The 17382-nt window shown below is 69.8% G+C and carries 16 protein-coding genes; 4 read left to right on the forward strand and 12 right to left on the reverse strand.

The features are described from left to right. Window positions 1-50 precede the first annotated feature (50 nt). Window positions 51-1154 carry a YlbL family protein gene (locus tag E3T23_RS06955; RefSeq protein WP_134369646.1) on the reverse strand — a complete coding sequence of 368 codons (1104 nt, stop codon included), beginning with the start codon at window positions 1152-1154 and terminating at the stop codon, window positions 51-53. A gap of 190 nt (window positions 1155-1344) precedes the next feature. Here E3T23_RS06955 and E3T23_RS06960 point away from each other — a divergent pair, with 190 nt between their 5' ends. Continuing rightward, the gene (locus E3T23_RS06960; RefSeq protein WP_134369869.1) at window positions 1345-2649 is read left to right on the forward strand and encodes a zinc-dependent metalloprotease; all 1305 of its coding nucleotides are present in this window, start codon (window positions 1345-1347) and stop codon (window positions 2647-2649) included. A 4-nt stretch (window positions 2650-2653) separates the two neighbouring features. Here E3T23_RS06960 and E3T23_RS06965 read toward each other — a convergent pair whose 3' ends face one another. Genes E3T23_RS06965 through E3T23_RS06980 form a run of 4 tightly spaced genes read right to left on the reverse strand, consistent with a single transcriptional unit; the run spans window position 2654 to window position 7083 of the window. After that, entirely contained in the window at window positions 2654-3517 is an 864-nt protein-coding gene (locus E3T23_RS06965; protein WP_134369647.1) for an aldehyde dehydrogenase family protein, read from the reverse strand. Further along, on the reverse strand, window positions 3514-5076 hold the full coding sequence (locus tag E3T23_RS06970) for an aldehyde dehydrogenase family protein (RefSeq protein WP_134369648.1): 1563 nt from the start codon (window positions 5074-5076) through the stop codon (window positions 3514-3516). The genes E3T23_RS06965 and E3T23_RS06970 overlap by 4 nt, the downstream gene beginning before the upstream one ends. A gap of 10 nt (window positions 5077-5086) precedes the next feature. Further along, entirely contained in the window at window positions 5087-6106 is a 1020-nt protein-coding gene (gene deoC / locus E3T23_RS06975; RefSeq protein ID WP_134369649.1) for a deoxyribose-phosphate aldolase, read from the reverse strand. A 26-nt stretch (window positions 6107-6132) separates the two neighbouring features. Next, window positions 6133-7083 carry a sugar-binding transcriptional regulator gene (locus tag E3T23_RS06980; RefSeq protein WP_134369650.1) on the reverse strand — a complete coding sequence of 317 codons (951 nt, stop codon included), beginning with the start codon at window positions 7081-7083 and terminating at the stop codon, window positions 6133-6135. Between the two features lie 126 nt (window positions 7084-7209). On the opposite strand from E3T23_RS06980, the gene E3T23_RS06985 reads away from it, so the two are divergent. After that, window positions 7210-8142 carry an ROK family protein gene (locus tag E3T23_RS06985; RefSeq protein ID WP_134369651.1) on the forward strand — a complete coding sequence of 311 codons (933 nt, stop codon included), beginning with the start codon at window positions 7210-7212 and terminating at the stop codon, window positions 8140-8142. A gap of 44 nt (window positions 8143-8186) precedes the next feature. On the opposite strand, the gene E3T23_RS06990 is transcribed toward E3T23_RS06985, so the two are convergent. Genes E3T23_RS06990 through truB form a run of 4 tightly spaced genes read right to left on the reverse strand, consistent with a single transcriptional unit; the run spans window position 8187 to window position 10978 of the window. Further along, window positions 8187-9116: a bifunctional riboflavin kinase/FAD synthetase gene (locus tag E3T23_RS06990; RefSeq protein WP_134369652.1), complete on the reverse strand. Its 930-nt coding sequence runs from the start codon at window positions 9114-9116 to the stop codon at window positions 8187-8189. Continuing rightward, entirely contained in the window at window positions 9113-9556 is a 444-nt protein-coding gene (locus tag E3T23_RS06995; RefSeq protein WP_134369653.1) for a hypothetical protein, read from the reverse strand. Before E3T23_RS06995 ends, E3T23_RS06990 begins: the two co-directional genes overlap by 4 nt. Before the next feature lie 52 nt (window positions 9557-9608). Then, a complete protein-coding gene (locus E3T23_RS07000; RefSeq protein WP_134369654.1) occupies window positions 9609-9977 on the reverse strand; it encodes a hypothetical protein in 369 nt (122 codons plus the stop codon). Beyond that, complete coding sequence (gene truB, locus E3T23_RS07005; protein ID WP_134369655.1) at window positions 9974-10978, reverse strand: tRNA pseudouridine(55) synthase TruB; 1005 nt, start codon at window positions 10976-10978, stop codon at window positions 9974-9976. Before truB ends, E3T23_RS07000 begins: the two co-directional genes overlap by 4 nt. Before the next feature lie 69 nt (window positions 10979-11047). On the opposite strand from truB, the gene E3T23_RS07010 reads away from it, so the two are divergent. Continuing rightward, on the forward strand, window positions 11048-12052 hold the full coding sequence (locus E3T23_RS07010; RefSeq protein WP_134369656.1) for a ketopantoate reductase family protein: 1005 nt from the start codon (window positions 11048-11050) through the stop codon (window positions 12050-12052). A 103-nt stretch (window positions 12053-12155) separates the two neighbouring features. Here E3T23_RS07010 and E3T23_RS07015 read toward each other — a convergent pair whose 3' ends face one another. Further along, complete coding sequence (locus E3T23_RS07015) at window positions 12156-12812, reverse strand: nucleoside/nucleotide kinase family protein (RefSeq protein WP_134369657.1); 657 nt, start codon at window positions 12810-12812, stop codon at window positions 12156-12158. 22 nt (window positions 12813-12834) lie between these two features. On the opposite strand from E3T23_RS07015, the gene E3T23_RS07020 reads away from it, so the two are divergent. Beyond that, window positions 12835-13746: an HhH-GPD family protein gene (locus tag E3T23_RS07020; protein WP_420898307.1), complete on the forward strand. Its 912-nt coding sequence runs from the start codon at window positions 12835-12837 to the stop codon at window positions 13744-13746. A 96-nt stretch (window positions 13747-13842) separates the two neighbouring features. On the opposite strand, the gene rbfA is transcribed toward E3T23_RS07020, so the two are convergent. Further along, complete coding sequence (rbfA, locus tag E3T23_RS07025) at window positions 13843-14364, reverse strand: 30S ribosome-binding factor RbfA (RefSeq protein ID WP_134369658.1); 522 nt, start codon at window positions 14362-14364, stop codon at window positions 13843-13845. Between the two features lie 100 nt (window positions 14365-14464). Beyond that, window positions 14465-17332 (reverse strand): translation initiation factor IF-2, encoded by a 2868-nt coding sequence (gene infB, locus E3T23_RS07030; protein ID WP_134369659.1) that lies wholly within the window; start codon window positions 17330-17332, stop codon window positions 14465-14467. Window positions 17333-17382 lie beyond the last annotated feature (50 nt).

Genomic DNA, 17382 nt, shown 5'->3' on the forward strand with positions numbered 1-17382 from the left:
GACAGCCGCTTCGAACGAAAGCCGCACGTTCGCTGGGCAGCGGCTCGGGGTTATCCGAGAGGGCACTGCTCCAGGGAGTCGGTATCCGACCCGGTGCGGATGGCGTCCAGCGCGGCCAGCGCGTCATCGAGGGTCTCGACGGAGAAGACCGTCATCCCGTCCGGCACGTTCCCGGTGACCTCGTCGCAGTTGTCGGCGGGCGCGAGGAACCAGTCGGCGTCGTTCCGATCGGCGCCGATCAGCTTCTGGCGGATGCCGCCGATCGGACCGACCTCGCCGGCCTGGTTGATCGTGCCGGTGCCCGCGACATCTTCGCCGCCCTGAATGAAGCCGGGGGTGAGCGTGTCGATGATGCCGAGGGCGAACATCATGCCCGCACTGGGACCGCCGACCGAGTCAAGCTCGATCGTCACGTCGAAGGGGAATTCGTAGTCGCTCGTCACGTTGATGCCCACCACGACGGCGTCACCGGACGCGACCGGGGTGACCTGCACGGTCTGGGCGCTGCCGTCCCGGATGATTCCGATGGAAGCGGCGGCGTCGATGCCGTTCCGCGTCAACGCGTCGCGCAGGGCCGTGATGTCGGCGACCTCTTCGGCGTTCACCGAGACCACCTCGTCCCCGGCTTCGAGGGCGCCCTCGGCGGGCGAGTCGTCGGGCAGGGAGACGACCGAGAGAATCGTCGGGTAGTCGTAGCCGAGGCTGGTCAGTGCGGCGGCGATCGCATCCTGCTGCGAATTCACCATCTGCGCCTGGGTCTGCTCCTCGCGTTGCTTCGTGCTCACCTCGGGCGGGAATGCAGAATCGATCGGAACCACGGCCTGGTTCGGATCGAGCCAGGCCGTGGCGACGCTCAGCCAGCTCGGCCGGTTGTCGGGGTTGCCCACGAGTGAGACGGTCAGCAGGTCGAGGCTGCCCTCGGTCGGGTAGACGGGTTCGCCGGAGACAGAGATGAGCGGCACCTGCTCGCCGTCCCGTTCGGCCGTGCCGATGGTGTTGTAGACCGGTCCCGGCTTCTCGATCACGTACGGGGACGGCGTCACGGCGAGAATGAGGCCGATGACCATCGCGATCCCGAGCACCACCCAACCCGCCCCGACGGCGCGAGTGGATCGGCCGGGCGGCTGTACCGGGTGATCGGTGAAGAGGGCCACTGGTCTCCTTGGAGGGATTGTGCCGGCTGTTCGCGGCGGGCGGACACCGGTTTACCAGCGTAGGTCATTTTCCAGTCCGCGCTGGGGATCTCCGGCTAGCGTAGAAGGACGCGACTGAGAGGTGCCTGAAGTGGCCGACGACGACTCCCGACCCGACGAGGGTCACAATCCCGAAGATGAGTTTCGGGACATGCTTCGCGACATCCTGAGTGGGAAGTCGTCCATCGACCCGAGCCAGCTGGCCGGTGCTGCCGGCCTTCCGAGCGACCCGGCGAGCATCTCCGCACTGATGAACCAGCTGCAGGGCGCCCTGCGCGGCGGCGGCGACGGATCCATCAATTGGGATGCCGCCCTCAGCCAGGGCCAGGAGCGCGCGGCTCAGGGTCAGCTCGACGTGACCTCGACCGAACGCGCCGCCCTCGACCAGGCGTTCCACATCGCATCCCTCTGGCTGGACGAGGTCATCTCGGTCGCCGAGCTCACCACTCCCCCGCGCCTGATGACACGCAAGGAATGGGTCACCGCGACCATGCCGCTGTGGACCCAGCTCGCCGAGCCCGTCGCGACCAGCATCTCCGACTCCCTGACCCGGGTGCTCACCGATCAGGCCCCGGAGGAGCTCAAGGGAATGATGGCCGGCGCCGGGCAGGTGATGCGCAGCATCGGCGGCACCCTGTTCGCCATGCAGCTCGGCCAGGTCGTCGGCCAGCTGTCCAACGAGGTCGTCTCCGGCGGCGACGTCGGGATCCCCCTGCTCAGCGACCAGCAGGCCGCCCTGCTCCCCCAGAACGTCGCCGCGTTCGGCGAGGGCCTCGACGTTCCCGCCGACCAGGTACAGATCTACCTCGCCGTGCGCGAAATCGCCCACGCGCGGCTGTTCCGCCACTCCCGGTGGCTGCGCCTGCACCTGATCAGCTCGATCACGGACTTCGCCCGCGGTATCCACATCGACTCCGGTCGCCTCGAGCAGCTGGCCGAGGGCTTCGACCCGGCCAATCCGGAGGAACTGCGCGCGGCCATGGTCGACGGCTCGCTGATCCCGCCGAAGACCGAGGCCCAGCTGGCCGCGCTCGGCCGGCTCGAGACGATGCTCGCCCTGATCGAGGGCTGGGTCGACGTCGTCACCCTCGAGGCCACGAGCCGGCTGCCCCGCGCGGACGCGATCGCCGAAACGGTGAAGCGACGCCGGGCATCCGGTGGCCCCGCCGAGTCGGCGTTCGCCACCCTGGTCGGTCTCGAGCTGCGCCCCCGGCGCCTGCGCGAGGCCGCCGCTCTCTGGCAGGCCGTCACGGATGCCGTGGGCAACGAGAAGCGTGACGAGCTGTGGGGCCATCCGGACCTTCTGCCCTCGTCAGCCGACCTCGACGACCCGCAAGCCCTGATGGCCCGTCTGACCAGCGCGGCGGCGGGGGCCGAGCCGGTACTCGACGAGGTGGACCAGGCCCTGGAAGACCTGTTGCGCGACGACGAAACCGACCGGCCGCACGAGGCGTAGCCGCCTAGATCAGGCCCTTGGTGTGCCAGATCGTTTTCGTTTCGGTGAACGCCAGGATGCGGGACAGTGAGGGGCTCGCGGCATCCGGACCGTTTTCGGGCTGGAGCACCCGGGTGAGCGTCTCGGCCGCGTCGATCTCGAGGTGGATCCAGTCGAGGTCGCCGGCGCCGACCAGGTCGAGGGCGTTGACGTCGGCGTGGCTGGCCAGCCACGGCGCCATCTCGGCCGGCGACCCGGTGAGGATGTTGACCACGCCGGCGGGAACGTCGCTGGTCGCGAGCACCTCGCCCAGGCTGATCGCCGAGAGCGGCATGGTCTCGTTCGCGACGACGACCACGGTGTTGCCGGACACCAGCGCCGGGGCGACCGCACTGACGAGGCCGAGGAGGGATCCGCCGGTCTGCGGCGCGATGATGGCGACGACGCCCGTGGGCTCCGGTACCGAGAGGTTGAAGTAGGGGCCCGACACCGGGTTGGCGTTCCCGGCGACCTGCAGGTACTTGTCGGCCCAGCCAGCGTACCAGACCCAGCGGTCGATGGCCTCGTCGACCTGGGCGGATGCTGCCGCGGCGCTCACACCCTCCGACTGCACGATTTCGGCGACAAACTGGGCCCGGCGCCCCTCGAGCAGCTCCGCGATGCGGTACAACACCTGGCCGCGGTTGTACGCCGTGGCGCCGGCCCAACCACCGAGGGCGGAGCGGGCGGCGACGACGGCGTCACGGGCATCCTTGCGGCTGGCCTTGGCTGCATTGGCGAGGAAGTCCCCGTCGTGGGAGCGGATCTCGTAGACCCGGCCCGACTCGCTGCGCGGGAACTTGCCGCCGAGGTAGAGCTTGTAGGTTTTGGGAACGGCGAGGCGGGTCACTTGGCGGCCTTCTTCCTTGAAACGGGGGTCTTCTCAGCGGACGCCGGCGACGCGGTGCCCGAGGCGGCAGGTGCGACGGATGCCGCGGGGGCGGCCGTCACGGTGCGGGCGGCCGCCCGGCCGGCGGCGGGCTTCAGGTACGCGGCGAGGCCGTGCCGCCCGCCTTCGCGCCCGTAGCCGGACTCCTTGTAACCGCCGAACGGGCTGGCCGGGTCGAAGCGATTGAACGTGTTCGCCCAGATCACGCCGGCGCGCAGCTTGTCGGCGACGGCCAGCATCCGGCTGCCCTTCTCGGTCCAGATTCCGGCGGAGAGGCCGTAGGGCGTGTTATTCGCCTTGGCGATGGCCTCGGCCGGGGTGCGGAAGGTGAGCACCGAGAGCACCGGTCCGAAGACCTCGTCGCGGGCGATGCGGTGGCTGCTGGAGACGTTGGTGAAGATGGTCGGCTTGAACCAGAAGCCGGTCTCGGGCAGCACGCAGTCCGGGCTCCAGCGCTCGGCGCCTTCCTGCTCGCCGATGTCGGTGATCTCCCGGATGCGCGCCAGCTGCTCGGCGCTGTTGATCGCGCCGATGTCGGTGTTCTTGTCCATCGGGTCACCGAGGCGGAGGGTGGACAGGCGCTCCTTGAGGCGGTCGATGACGTCGTCGTGGATCGACTCCTGCACGAGCAGGCGGCTACCGGCGCAGCAGACGTGGCCCTGGTTGAAGAAGATTCCGTTGACGATGCCTTCGATGGCCTGGTCGATGGGGGCGTCGTCGAAGACGATGTTCGCGGCTTTGCCGCCGAGTTCGAGGATGACCTTCTTGTCGGTGCCGGCGACCGAGCGGGCGATGGCCCGGCCGGCACCGGTGGAGCCGGTGAACGCGACCAGGTTGACGCCGGGGTGGCCGACGAGGGCCCTCCCGGTGTCGCGGCCGCCCGTGACGATGTTGACGACGCCGGCCGGCAGGTCGGCCTGCTGCAGGATCTCGGCGAACAGCAGCGCGGTCAGCGAGGTGGTCTCGGCCGGTTTGAGCACGACCGTGTTGCCGGCGGCAAGTGCCGGGGCGATCTTCCAGGCCAGCATCAGCAGCGGGAAGTTCCATGGGATCACCTGGGCCGCGACGCCGCGCGCGGACGGCGTGGGGCCGACCCCGGCGTGATCGAGCTTGTCGGCCCAGCCGGCGTAGTAGAAGAACCAGGCGGCGACCAGGGGCACGTCGACGTCGCGGCTCTCCTTGATCGGCTTGCCGTTGTCGAGGGTCTCGGCGACGGCGAGCTCGCGGGCCCGCTCCTGCACGAGGCGGGCGATGCGGAACAGGTACTTGCCGCGATCACTGCCGGAGAGCTTCGACCAGGTCCTGTCGTAGGCGCGACGGGCTGCGGCCACGGCCGCGTCGACATCCGCCGCGTCAGCGTGGGCGATCATCGCGATCTGTTTCTCGGTGGCGGGGTTGATGCTCTGGAACGGTTCCCCGCGACCCGCGACGAACTCGCCGTCGATGAAGAGTCCGTAGTCCGAGCGCAGGTTCAGCACGGCCTGGGACTCCGGGGCCGGAGCGTAGTCAAGAAAGCTCATGGTGTAATCCTCAATCCATCGTCACGTAGTCGGGGCCGGAGTAGTGCCCGGAGGTCATCTTCTGGCGCTGCATCAGCACGTCGTTCAGCAGGCTCGACGCCCCGAATCGGAACAGTCCCGGCGTGAGCCATTCCTCGCCCACGGTTTCGGCGACGGTCACGAGGTACTTGGTGGCGTCTTTGGAGGTGCGGATGCCGCCGGCCGGCTTCACGCCGACCTTCGCCCCGGTGAGGCGGTGCCAGTCGCGTACGACCTCGAGCATGGACAGGGTCACGGGCAGGGTGGCCGCGAGGGGCACCTTGCCGGTGGAGGTCTTGATGAATTCGCCACCGGCCAGGATGGCCAGCCACGACGCGCGGCGCACATTGTCGTAGGTGCCCAGTTCGCCGGTCTCGAGGATGACCTTGAGGTGCGCGAAGCTGCCGTCGGCGCGGCGGCAGTTCTGCTTGACGGCCACGATTTCGTCGTAGACCTGACCGAACCGGCCGGACAGGAACGCCCCGCGGTCGATGACCATGTCGATCTCGTCGGCGCCGGCCGCGACGGCGTCGTTCACATCGGCCAGCTTGATTGCGAGGGAGGCACGGCCGCTCGGGAACGCGGTGGCGACGGCGGCGACGTTCACGCCGGCATCCGTACCCGCGGAGTGCGCCGGGCCGAGGGCTGCGACGGCGTGCGGCACCATGTCACCGTAGACGCAGACCGCGGCCACGCGGGGGCAGCTCAGGTCGCCGGCGTCGGGGGTGAGGGCCTTGCCGACCAGGGACTTGACCTTGCCGGGTGTGTCGGCCCCCTCGAGGGTGGTGAGATCGATCAGGCTGATGATCCTGTCGATCGCCCACTTCTTGGAGCTGGTCTTGATGGACCGGGTGCCGAGGTCGGCGGCGCGCTGTTCCAGGCCGACGGCGTCGATGCCGGGGATGCCGTGCAGGTAGCGCCGCAGATTCGCATCCGTGGCTTCCCCGCCGATCAGCGCCAGGGCGCGTTCCCCGGTGTTCAGCTGGGCCATGGCCGTTTGGCTGGTTGTCATGAATTGTCCTTGCGCTCGGGGTGCGGTCATATGTCGTCACCGAGCACGGCGAGTGCGGTGTCTTCGTCGGTGACGAGCACTGTGCACAGGCCGCTGCCGACGACGGCGCGGGCGATGGAGTGTTTGGAGCCGCCGGCGATCACGGCGATCGCCGTCTTCGCGTGGCGCAGGGCTTCGAGCTGGATGCCGACGGTGCGGCCGTCGAGTTCCGGGTCGACGATGTTGCCGGCGCTGTCGATGTAGCGGCCGACGATGTCGCCGACGGCGCCCTTGCGCACGAGCTCGGCGACCTGTTCCGCGGTGAGGTAGCCACTGTCGACGAGAGCCGAGTTCCGGTCGGCCTGGCCGGCGCTGAACAGGTAGGCGGATGCCGCGGCGCCCAGGGTGAGCACGGCGGCGACGGAGCGGTCGGCCTCGATCGCCCGCTTGGTGTCGAGGCGCTCGAGGATGGCCGGGCTCGGCAGCAGGGTCGCCGCCCCCGAGGCCTTGTGGGCGATGGTGACGGCCGTGGCTGCAGCGGTGCCGGCGCGCCGGTTGAGGCTGACGCCGCCGTTGATCTGCACGACGTTGACACCGTTGGCCCAGCCCTTGGCCAGGTGCAGCGACACCTCGTGCAGGGTGCGGCCCCAGCTGATGCCGAGCGTGCGCGGCACGGGGCGGAGGCCCGTGAGGTAGTCGGCGGCCGCCTGGGCGGTGCGGGATTGGAGCTCTTCGTCACTGGAGACGCCGGCGGAGGAGACGACGATGGCATCCGTCAGCTGCGTGCTCTCCCGCAGCCGGCGCTCGATGGAGAGGCGGCGGGCACGCGGATGCACGATCTCGATGCGGATGAAGCCGCTGGCCTTGGCCTGGGCGAGGAGCCGGCCCACCTTCCAGCGGGTGAGACGGAGAACGGTGCCGATTTCGTCCTGGGTCTTGTTTTCCTCGTAGTACAACTCGGCCGCGCGAATGGACAGCAGTTCGTCGGTGTCCGTCATGGTGCTCCGTTCCGTTCGTGCCCAGCCTAAGTCGCCGGTCTCCTCCGATCAACGCCTGTTGGTGATGTTGCTCGTGTGAGCATTTGCGCATCGACGAGGGGAGTCGACACGCCCTAGGATCGGATCATGCCCCTCAGCTATGCGCTCGCCGTGGACCTCGGCGGCACCAAGGTCGAAGCCGCGCTCGTCGACGATCAGGGGGTCGTGCTCGCCGCCAGCCGGCACCGCGCCCCCACCGGCCCGTTGAAAACGGCCGACGAACTCGCCGCCAGTGTGGAGTCCGTGGTCACCCGGGCGCGCGCGAGTCTGCCGGCCGGAGCCGCCCTCCTCGGCGTCGGCGTCGGCACCGCCGGCCCGATCACCGTGGAAACGGGCACGGTCTCGCCGCTGAACCTGCCGGCCTGGCGGGACTACCCCTTGCGGGACCTCATCGCGGCCCTCGTGCCCGAAGCATTCGTGCGCCTGCGCCTGGACGGCCTCTGCATCACCCTCGCCGAGCACTGGCTCGGGGCGGGGCAGGGTTCCGACAGCCTGATGGGCATGGTCGTGTCCACGGGCGTCGGCGGCGGCCTGATCCTCGGTGGGGTCACCGTCCCCGGGTCCAGTGGCAACGCCGGGCACATCGGGCACATCGAGGTCGGCGGGTTCGACGACCCCTGCGCCTGTGGCGGCACCGGATGCCTCGAGGCCGTCGCGTCCGGACCACGCACCGTGGCTTGGGCGCGCGCCCAGGGCTGGTCGGGCCTCACCGGCGAAGACCTCTCGACCGCGTACGCCGCCGGAGACTCGATCGCGATCAACGCGGTGAAACGCTGCGGCCAGGCCATCGGCCAGGCGATCGCGTCCGCGACGAACCTCGTGGACCTCGACGTGGTGGCGATCGGCGGCGGGTTCTCGCACGTCACGCCGGACCTGTTCGACTTCGTGCGGGCGGCGGTGGCCGAGCGCACGGTGTTCTCCTTCGCGACGCGGGTGCGCGTCGTCGCATCCGCTCTCTCCGGCGACGGCCCTCTGATCGGAGCCGCGGCGCTCATCCACCGCGCCGAACTCGTCGCCTGAGGCGCCGGGGCCAGCCCGTTCGCTTCGCGAGACCGCAGCTCGGGTCAGGCCAGGATGCCGCGGACCTTCTGCACGTCGTCGTGCATCTGCACGATCAACGGTTCGATTCCGGTGAACGCGACCATGCCGCGGATGCGTTCGACGAACGACACCTCCACCACGTGGTCGTACAGGTCGATGTCCTGGTCGAGCACGTAGGCCTCGACCTGTTTCTGCGCCACACCGTCGAAGGTGGGGTTGTTGCCCACCGAGATGGCCGCCGGATAGCGGATGCCGGCATCCGTCAGCCAGCCCGCGTAGACGCCGTCCGCGGGGATGAGCCCCTCGGACGCCGGTGACAGGTTGGCCGTGGGGAAGCCGAGTTCGCGTCCGCGCTTCGCCCCGTGCACGACCTCGCCGCGCACACACGGGTTGTGCCCGAGCAGGGTGGTGGCCGCGCCGACCTCGCCGCGGGTGAGCAGCTCCCGGATCCAGGTCGACGAGACCCGGCGCATCCGGTCCGGTTTGACGTCGTCGATCAGGCGCACGGTGAACCCGAACCGGTCCCCCAGTTCCTGAAGCAGATGCACGTCGCCGGCGCCGCGGGCGCCGAACCGGAAGTCCCGGCCGACCAGCACGGTGCGCGCGTGCAGCCCGCGCACCAGGATGCTCTCGATGAATTCCTCGGGCGGCAGCGCGGCCAGTGCCGCGGTGAACTCGAGCAGGAGGGTGGCGCGGACGCCGGTCTCGGCGAGCAGGGCGAGCTTCTGTTCGGTGCTGATCAGGGTCTGCGGGCATTCATCGGGGGCGAGCAGGGCGAGCGGATGCCGGTCGAAGGTCACCGCCACAGAAGCCAGCCCGTCCCGGTCGGCGAGTGCCTTCAGCTCGGCGATGACCGCGCGGTGCCCCGCGTGGACACCGTCGAACTTGCCGATGCTGACCGCGGAGGCCGGCCAGGCGGCGGGGATGCCGGCGACGCCGCGCAGCACCTTCACGCGCGGGCCTTCCCGCTCCGGGACAGCCACCACATGCCCAGGACCGGCAGCACGAGCGGGATGAAGAGGTAGCCGCGGCCGTAGAGCGACCAGACCGAGTCGTGCGGGAACAGGGCCGGGTCGACGAGGCTGAGGGTGCCGACCACGAGCACGCCGGCCAGCTCGAAGCCGATCGTGATCCAGGCCACACGGCGCCAGCGGCCGCCACTCTTGATCAGGGCCACCGTGGCGACGATGTAGACGACCGCGGCCAGCGCGGACAGCGAGTAGGAGAGCGGTGCCTCGGAGAATTTGGAGACGATCTGCACGAAGGAGCGCCCCGTGGCGGCCAGTGCGAGGAGTCCGTAGACGGCGATCAGCACGCGACCGACGCCGGTCACCGGGGTCGGCCGAGCGGTCTCGGGTCTCGTGGCTGCGGCGTTGCTCTGCTGTCCGGTCATGGCTTCCCAATTATCGCAGCATCCGTGGAGCCGGTTTCACGACCCCGGCACTTCACAGGCCCTGGACCGTCCAGATCTGCCACATGCGGTAGATCATCACGGCCACACCCAGTCCGGCGACGCCCAGGATGACCGTGCTCCAGCGGCTGCGTTCGATCAGCGCCCAGACGGCGGCGCCGACGGGTACGAGGATGGCGCTGATCAGGTAGGTGTAGAACTCGAGCAGGCTGCCGGTCGCGTTGTTGCCCGTGAGCGGGGCGACGATCGCGACGACGAGCTGCACGATCAGCAGCAGCTCCACCAGCGCGGTGGCGCCCATGGTGAGGTCGTTCGGCTTGCGTCCGGCGAGGCCGAGGGCGACGCCGAGCAGGCCGGCGACGGTGGCCACCGCCAACTGGAGCCACATGAACCATTCGATCATTCGGTGGCCTCCGGGGCTGCGGCCGTCGGGGCTGCGACGGCCCCATCAGGCGGGAAGTTGAGCAGGGACTTGGCGTGGTCGCCGCGGTATTCGACCAGGCCGACCAGCCGGCCGTCCGGCGCGACCGCGGCGATCGGCCCGACGGGCACGTCGGTTCCGTCGGTGCCGTCCGCGCGGGATGGTGCTTCCACCGCGATGCGCTTGCCGTGGCCGAGGTCGATGGCCTGCTGCTCGGTGAGGTCGAGGCGTCCGAGGATGCGCGTGGCGGCATCCGTCGGGCCGATCAGGCCGGCAGCGACGTCGAGGGCGGCGAGCGGCTGGGCCGCGTCGACCCGGAACGGGCCGATCCGGGTGCGGCGCAGGCTGGTGAGGTGGCCGCCGACTGAGAGGGCGGCGCCGAGGTCGCGGGCCAGCGCCCGGATATAGGTGCCGGAGGAGCATTCCACCCGCACCTCGAGGTCGAGGAAGCCGTCGGCCGGGGTCGTTGAGAGCAGCTCGAACGCGCTCACGGTGACGGGGCGGGCCGGAAGGTCGACGGCTTCGCCGGCTCGCACCCTGGCGTAGGCGCGCTTACCGTCGATCTTGATGGCGCTGACGGAGCTCGGCTGCTGCGCGATGTCACCGGTGAGCGCGCCGATCCCGGCCGCGACGGCTTCCGGGGTGATGGCGGCCACGGCGTCGACGGATGCCCGCGCCAGCTCTTCGCCCTCGGCGTCGTCGGTCGTCGTCGAAGCGCCCAGCCGAATGGTCGCCCGGTATTCCTTGCCGAGGCCGACGACGTACGTCAGCAGCCGGGTGGAGCTGTTGATGCCGAGGATCAGCAGGCCGGTGGCCATCGGGTCCAGCGTGCCGGCGTGGCCGACCTTGCGGGTGCCGGCCAGGCGGCGGGTGCGGGCGACGGCGTCGTGGCTGGTCCAGCCCTGGGGCTTGTCGACCAGGAGAAGGCCGCTGGCGGTGGCGCCGACCTTGCCCGGGGCTGCTTGTTCATTCACTCTTGCCATGGTATCCGGCGCCGGGTGCGAGCCTGCCCGCCGAGATCCAGCCGGCCGGGCGCGACCTAGGCTGGGGGGATGGAGATTGCGGTGATCGGGGCCGGCGCCCTTGGCGGCACCTTCGCGACCCTGCTCGCCCGGGCGGGTCACACGGTGACCGTGACGGCGCGCGGGCCGGCGCTGGCGGTCATCCAGGCCGAGGGGATTTCGCTGACCGGCGCCTTCGGAGCCGTGCGGCAGCATCCGCTCGCGCTCGAACGGCTGGCCCGCACCCCGCAGCTGACGCTGGTCTGCACCAAGGCCCAGGATGCCGCGGCGGCCATCGGCGAGAACGCCCGGGTTCTCGACGGCTCCCCCGTGATCGTCGTGCAGAACGGGCTCGACGGGGTACGCACCGCCGGCGCGCTGCTCCCCCGATCGGACTGCTTCGGCGCCCTGTCGATCATCGCGGCGAACTACGCCGCTCCCGGCCGGGTGACGGTCACCACCGCCGCGCCCACCTATCTGGGCCGGGGAACCGGAGTCGCGGATGCCGCCACTCTCGCCTGGCGGGACGTGCTCGGAGACGCCGTGCCCACGCTCGCCCTCGACAACTTCGTCGGCGCCCAGTGGACCAAACTGGTCGTCAACATGCTCAACGCCTTGCCCGCGATCACCGGGATGAGCGTTCAGGCCGTCGTCGACCACCCGGGTCTGCGCCGCGTGATGACCGACAGCATGCGTGAGACCGTGCGGGTGGGGATGAAGAACGGGGTGCGGTTCGGTAGCCTGCAGGGGCTCGGCGACCGCCCGCTGCGCGCTTTTTCGCGGCTGCCGACGGTCCTCGGCCAGGTGCTGCCGCTGCGGCTGCGGACCCGGATGGGCGATGTGCCGAACCTGGGGTCGACGCAGCAGAGCCTGAACCGCGGGCAGCTCACCGAGGTCGATTACCTCAACGGCGCGGTGGTGCGCGAAGCCGCCCTGGCGGGCGTGCGGGTGCCCGTGAACGAGTTGCTGACCGCTCTCGTGCACGAGGTCGAGGCGCGCGGGGTGCCGCTGGCCCCGCCTGACGTGCTGGAGCGGTTCGCGGCGCTCCGCCGCTGAGCCTCGGGGCGCACCCTGTGGAAGCGGGCGCACGGTCGAACGTGCGCCCGATTCCACAACCTGCGCCGCGAGCAAATCGGTGGTCGAGCCTGACGAGACCCGGTCAGCAGCTGTCGAGGAAGACCCGCCGCGGGTCTTCCGGGTTGCTCAGGTCGACGACGGCCGTCGCCCGGCTGCGCGGGCGCACCGCGCCCCGATAGAGCCGGTCGGCGACCACGTGCTCGTTGACCGGGTCGGCATCGTCGTCGACGCCGGGTCCGAAGCGCACCGCGTCGCCCTCGGTTTCCACCAGGACGCTGTACGACCACAGGTCGCGCAGTTCCTTGCGGTTCAGGTACTCCCCGTCGAGGATCAGCGTGGCGTCGGGCGGCCCGGTCAGCCAGGTCGGCTGGACCCAGGTGTCCCGGTCGGCGTCGAACGCCCGGGTGACGAAACCGGTGCTCCCGCCCAACCGGAACGGGTCGAGCAGCACGCGTCGCAGCAGCGAAAAGTCGTAGAGGTAGCGCAGCAACCGCTCGGGGGATTCCGCTCCTAACCGCGCCTGTTCGGCGCGCGAATGCCGGAAGTCACACAGGGAAGCCCGGAACACCGGATGCTCAAGCTCGTCGAACACGGCGGCCAGGTCGTCGGCGAAGGCTGCGCGATTCCGGGCATCCGTGCCGTCGACGGCGACGACCGTGCGGCCCAGGCCATAGACGCCGAGGATTTCGGTGGCGAGTTCGCGCAGGAACGCGATCCGGGGAGTGGAGACAAGCTTCATCATTCGAGCCTAGGTTAGAACGGTGAATCCCACCGGAACGCTGCCCGCCGCGGCCGACTCCCCCACCCTCAGCCTCGCCGTCAACGCCTGGTTTCGGAGCCATGCCCGCGACCTGCCCTGGCGCCGCACCGATTTCGGCGCCTGGGGCGTGCTGGTGAGCGAGTTCATGCTGCAGCAGACCCCCGTCACCCGGGTGATCCCCCACCTCGCGGAATGGCTCGACCGCTGGCCGACCCCGGCCGACCTGGCCGCAGTGCCTCCCGGCGAGGCCGTGCGGGCCTGGGCTACGCTCGGCTACCCGCGGCGCGCGCTCTGGCTGCACGCCGCCGCGGTGGAGATCACCGAGCGGCACGACGGGGTGGTGCCCTCCGACGTCGACGCCCTGCTGGCCCTCAGCGGGATCGGCGACTACACGGCCAGGGCGGTGGCCGCATTCGCCTATGGCCTGCGGCACCCGGTGGTCGACACCAACACCCGGCGCGTCATCGCGCGCGCCGTGGCCGGTCAGGCCGAACCGGCCCCGCCCAGCCGCACCCGCGACCTCGACTCCATGAGCGCGCTGCTCCCCCTCGCCGTGACCGACGCCGCCGTGTTCAACGCCGGCATGATGGAGCTGGGCGCCCTTGTCTGCACCGCCAGGAACCCGCGGTGCGACGACTGCCCGATCCAGAGCGCCTGTGCGTGGCGCCGGGCGGACTACCCGCCCTATGCGGGACCGCGGAAGGCCGTTCAGAAGAAGTTCGAGGGCAGCGACCGGCAGGTGCGCGGCCTGATCATGGCCGAGCTGCGCGCCACCCGGCACCCGGTGACGGATGCCGAGATCACCGGGCTGTGGCCCGACTCGCCCCAGCGCGACCGGGCTCTGGCCGGCCTCCTGGCCGACGGCCTCGCCGTCGCCACCGCGCCCGGCGAGTACACCCTGCCCCACGAATAGGCACCACGTACACGAAAGGCCGAGCCGGGCAGCATCCGCTCACGGATGAGGCATTCGGCTCGGCCGTCCGGTCACTGACCGGCCCGTGCTGCGGTGCTACTTCTCCGAATCCGCCTCTGCGGCGACCTCGGCGTGCAACCCGACCGCGGGCTCAGCCTCATCATCGTCGTCGTCTTCCTGGTCGTCTTCGTCCTCGTATTCGCGCGGCTTGACGTAGGGATCCTCGTCGCCGGCATACTTCGCCGTGCGGGCCTGTTCCTCGACCTGCGTGTCGCGCTCGCGCGCCTCACGCAGAAGATCGTCGATCAGGGCCGCGTTCTCCGGGATGGCGTCCGCGATGAATTCGAGCGACGGCGTGAGTCGGGCGGTGATGTTCTTGCCGACCTCGCTGCGCAGCATCCCGGTGGCTGCCTTCAGTGCTGCCGCGCTGTCGGCTCGTTCGTCCGCGGAACCGTAGACCGTGTAGAACACCGAGGCGTGCTGCAGGTCGCCGGTGACCTTGACGTCGGTGATGGTCACAAAACCGAGCCTCGGATCACGGAGCCCACGCTCGATGCGCTTGGCCACGATGACCTTGATGCGGTCGGCCATTTTCCTGGCGCGTGCCGGATCTGCCATTGTCTAACTCCCATTTCTTGAAAAACTGCCGAAGGTGCGGGCGCCGCCGCGTCCCTGTTCAGGAACCCCGGCGACACCCGCACCCAACATCCGTAAGTCGTTAGACCCGCGGCTTTTCCTTCATTTCGATCGTCTCGATCTCGTCACCGATCTGGATGTCGTTGAACTTGCCCAGGCCGATACCACACTCGAAGTCCGTACGGACCTCGGTGACGTCGTCCTTGAACCGGCGCAGCGACTCGATGCCCAGGTTGTCTCCCACGACGACACCGTTGCGGATGACCCGCGCCTTGGCGTTTCTCGTGATGACACCCGACCGAACGATGACGCCGGCGACGTTTCCGAACTTGGACGAGCTGAACACCTCGCGGATCTCGGCGACACCACTCTGCACCTCTTCGAACTCGGGCTTGAGCATTCCCTTGAGGGAGTTCTCGATGTCCTCGAGTGCGTTGTAGATGACCGAGTAGAAGCGCACGTCCACGCCTTCACGGGCTGCGCGTTCGCGTGCCTTCGTGTCGGGGCGCACGTTGAAGCCGATGATGATGGCGTTGTCGACGGTGGCGAGGTTGACGTCGCTCTCCGTGACCGCACCGACACCGCGGTGGATGATGCGCAGCTGAACCGAATCGTCGACCTCGATCTTGAGCAGCGACTCTTCCAGGGCCTCAACAGCACCGGAAACGTCACCCTTGATGATGAGGTTGAGCGACTCGACCTTGCCCTCTTCGAGTGCACGGGTGAAGTCTTCGAGGCTGATGCGCTTGCGGGCCTTGGCCAGCAGTGCGTTGCGCTCGGCGGCTTCGCGCTTCTCCGCGATCTGACGTGCCGTGCGGTCTTCCTGGATGACCAGGAAGGTGTCGCCTGCACGAGGAACGCTGGAGAGGCCCTGGACCTGGACTGCACGGGACGGGGTGGCGGCGAGCACGGGCACGCCGTTCTCGTCTGCCATCGCACGAACGCGGCCGTAGGCCGTGCCCGCCACGATGGAGTCCCCGACGTTCAGTGTTCCCGACTGGATCAGCACGGTCGCCACGGCGCCGCGACCCTTGTCGAGGCGAGCCTCGATGGCCACGCCGCGAGCGTCCTTGTCCGGGTTGGCCCGCATGTCGAGACCGGCGTCCGCGGTGAGGAGCACGGCGTTCAGGACTTCCTGGATGCCGGTGCCCTGCTTCGCCGACACGTCGACGAACATGACGTCTCCACCGTATTCTTCGGCCACGAGACCGAACTCGGTGAGCTGCTGGCGCACCTTCTGCGGGTTGGCGCCGGGCTTGTCGATCTTGTTCACTGCAACCACGATCGGCACGTTGGCGGCCTGGGCGTGGTTGAGCGCTTCAATCGTCTGCGGCATGATGCCGTCGTCCGCCGCGACCACGAGGATGGCGATGTCGGTGACCTGCGCACCACGGGCACGCATGGCGGTGAACGCCTCGTGGCCCGGTGTGTCGATGAAGGTGATGGCACGTTCGATGCCCTCGTGCTCGGTGATGACCTGGTAGGCACCGATGTGCTGCGTGATCCCACCGGCTTCGCCCGCGGCCACCTTGGCGTTGCGGATGGCGTCGAGGAGCGCGGTCTTACCGTGGTCGACGTGACCCATGACGGTGACGACGGGTGGACGGGCGACGAGCTCCTCGTCGGTCTCGTCTTCCAACTCCTGGTCGATGTCGATGTCGAAGCCGAGCAGAAGCTCGCGGTCCTCATCGTCGGGCGAGACCATCTGGATCTTGTAACCGAGCTCGGAACCGAGCACATCGAACGTGGCCTCGTCGAGGGACTCGGTCGCCGTGGCCATCTCACCGAGGTGGAACAGCACGGTGACCAGGTTTCCGGGGCTCGCGTCGATCTTGTCGGCGAAGTCCGTGATGGACGCACCGCGGCGCAGACGCACCACGGTTCCGCCATCGCCGCGGGGTACGCTCACGCCACCCAGCGACGGAGCCTCGCGCAGCTCGAACTCTGCTCTCTTCGTGCGCTTGGACTTGCGAGCCTTGTTCTTGCCGCCACCGCGACCGAACGCACCAGCGGTTCCACCGCCGGGACCGCGACCGCGACCGCCGGCACCGCCACCACCGGCGGGGCGGGGCGGGCCGAAACCGGGGGCTCCGGTCGGAGCGCCACCGGGACGCTGGAAGCCGGGGCGGGCGCCGCCGGCGCCGCCCGGAGCGCCACCGGGACGCTGGAACGCACCGGGACGCTGACCGAAACCGGTCGGGCGGGGAGCCTGGCCGGGTCCGCCCGGACGAGGTGCGCCGGGGCGCGGGGCCGCAGGGCGCGGAATGTTGCTGGGCGAAGACGTGGAAGGCGGGCGCTGGCCCATGCCCTGCGCGCTCGCGAACGGGTTGTTGCCCGGACGCGGGCTCGGGGTCTTGCCCATGCCCTGGTTGCTGGCGAACGGGTTGTTGCCCGGACGAGCCGCGGGCGGCTTCGGAACGGATGCACCGGGCTTGGCAGCGCCTGACGTGGCGCCCTCGGTCTTGGCGACCGGGGCATCCGTCGCCGGGACGGTCTCGGTGACGACGGCGGCAGCAGCCGCCTTCTCGGCTGCAGCAGCCTTCTCGGCTGCCAGAGCCTTCTCGGCGGCCTGAGCCTGACGCTCGGCGACCGTGAGCGGGGCAGTCGGCATCGGCGGGGCATCCGCGGCGGGAACAACCGCTTCGGGCACCTCCGGGACCGGACGTGCGCCCGGCTTGACGGCGAGCTTGGCCGGGGACGGACGTGCGCCGCCCGGCTTCGCGGGGGTGGCCGCGGCGGTCGGCGTGGCGCCGACCGGGGCAGCGGCGGAAGCCGGCGTGCTCGACCCATCGGCCTGGAGGGCGGCGCGCAAACGGCGCGCTACCGGGGGTTCAACGCTACTGGACGGTCCCTTGACGAACTCGCCCATCTCTTTCAATTTAGCAAGGGCTACCTTGCTGTCGACTCCGAGCTCGCTAGCGATCTCGTGTACGCGTGGTTTCGCAGCCACAATTCTCCTGTTCCGGGTCTGCACCCGGAAAGGGGCAGACCGTTAGTAAC

The sequence above is a fragment of the Cryobacterium cheniae genome (genome assembly GCF_004403395.1).
Taxonomy (GTDB): domain Bacteria; phylum Actinomycetota; class Actinomycetes; order Actinomycetales; family Microbacteriaceae; genus Cryobacterium; species Cryobacterium cheniae.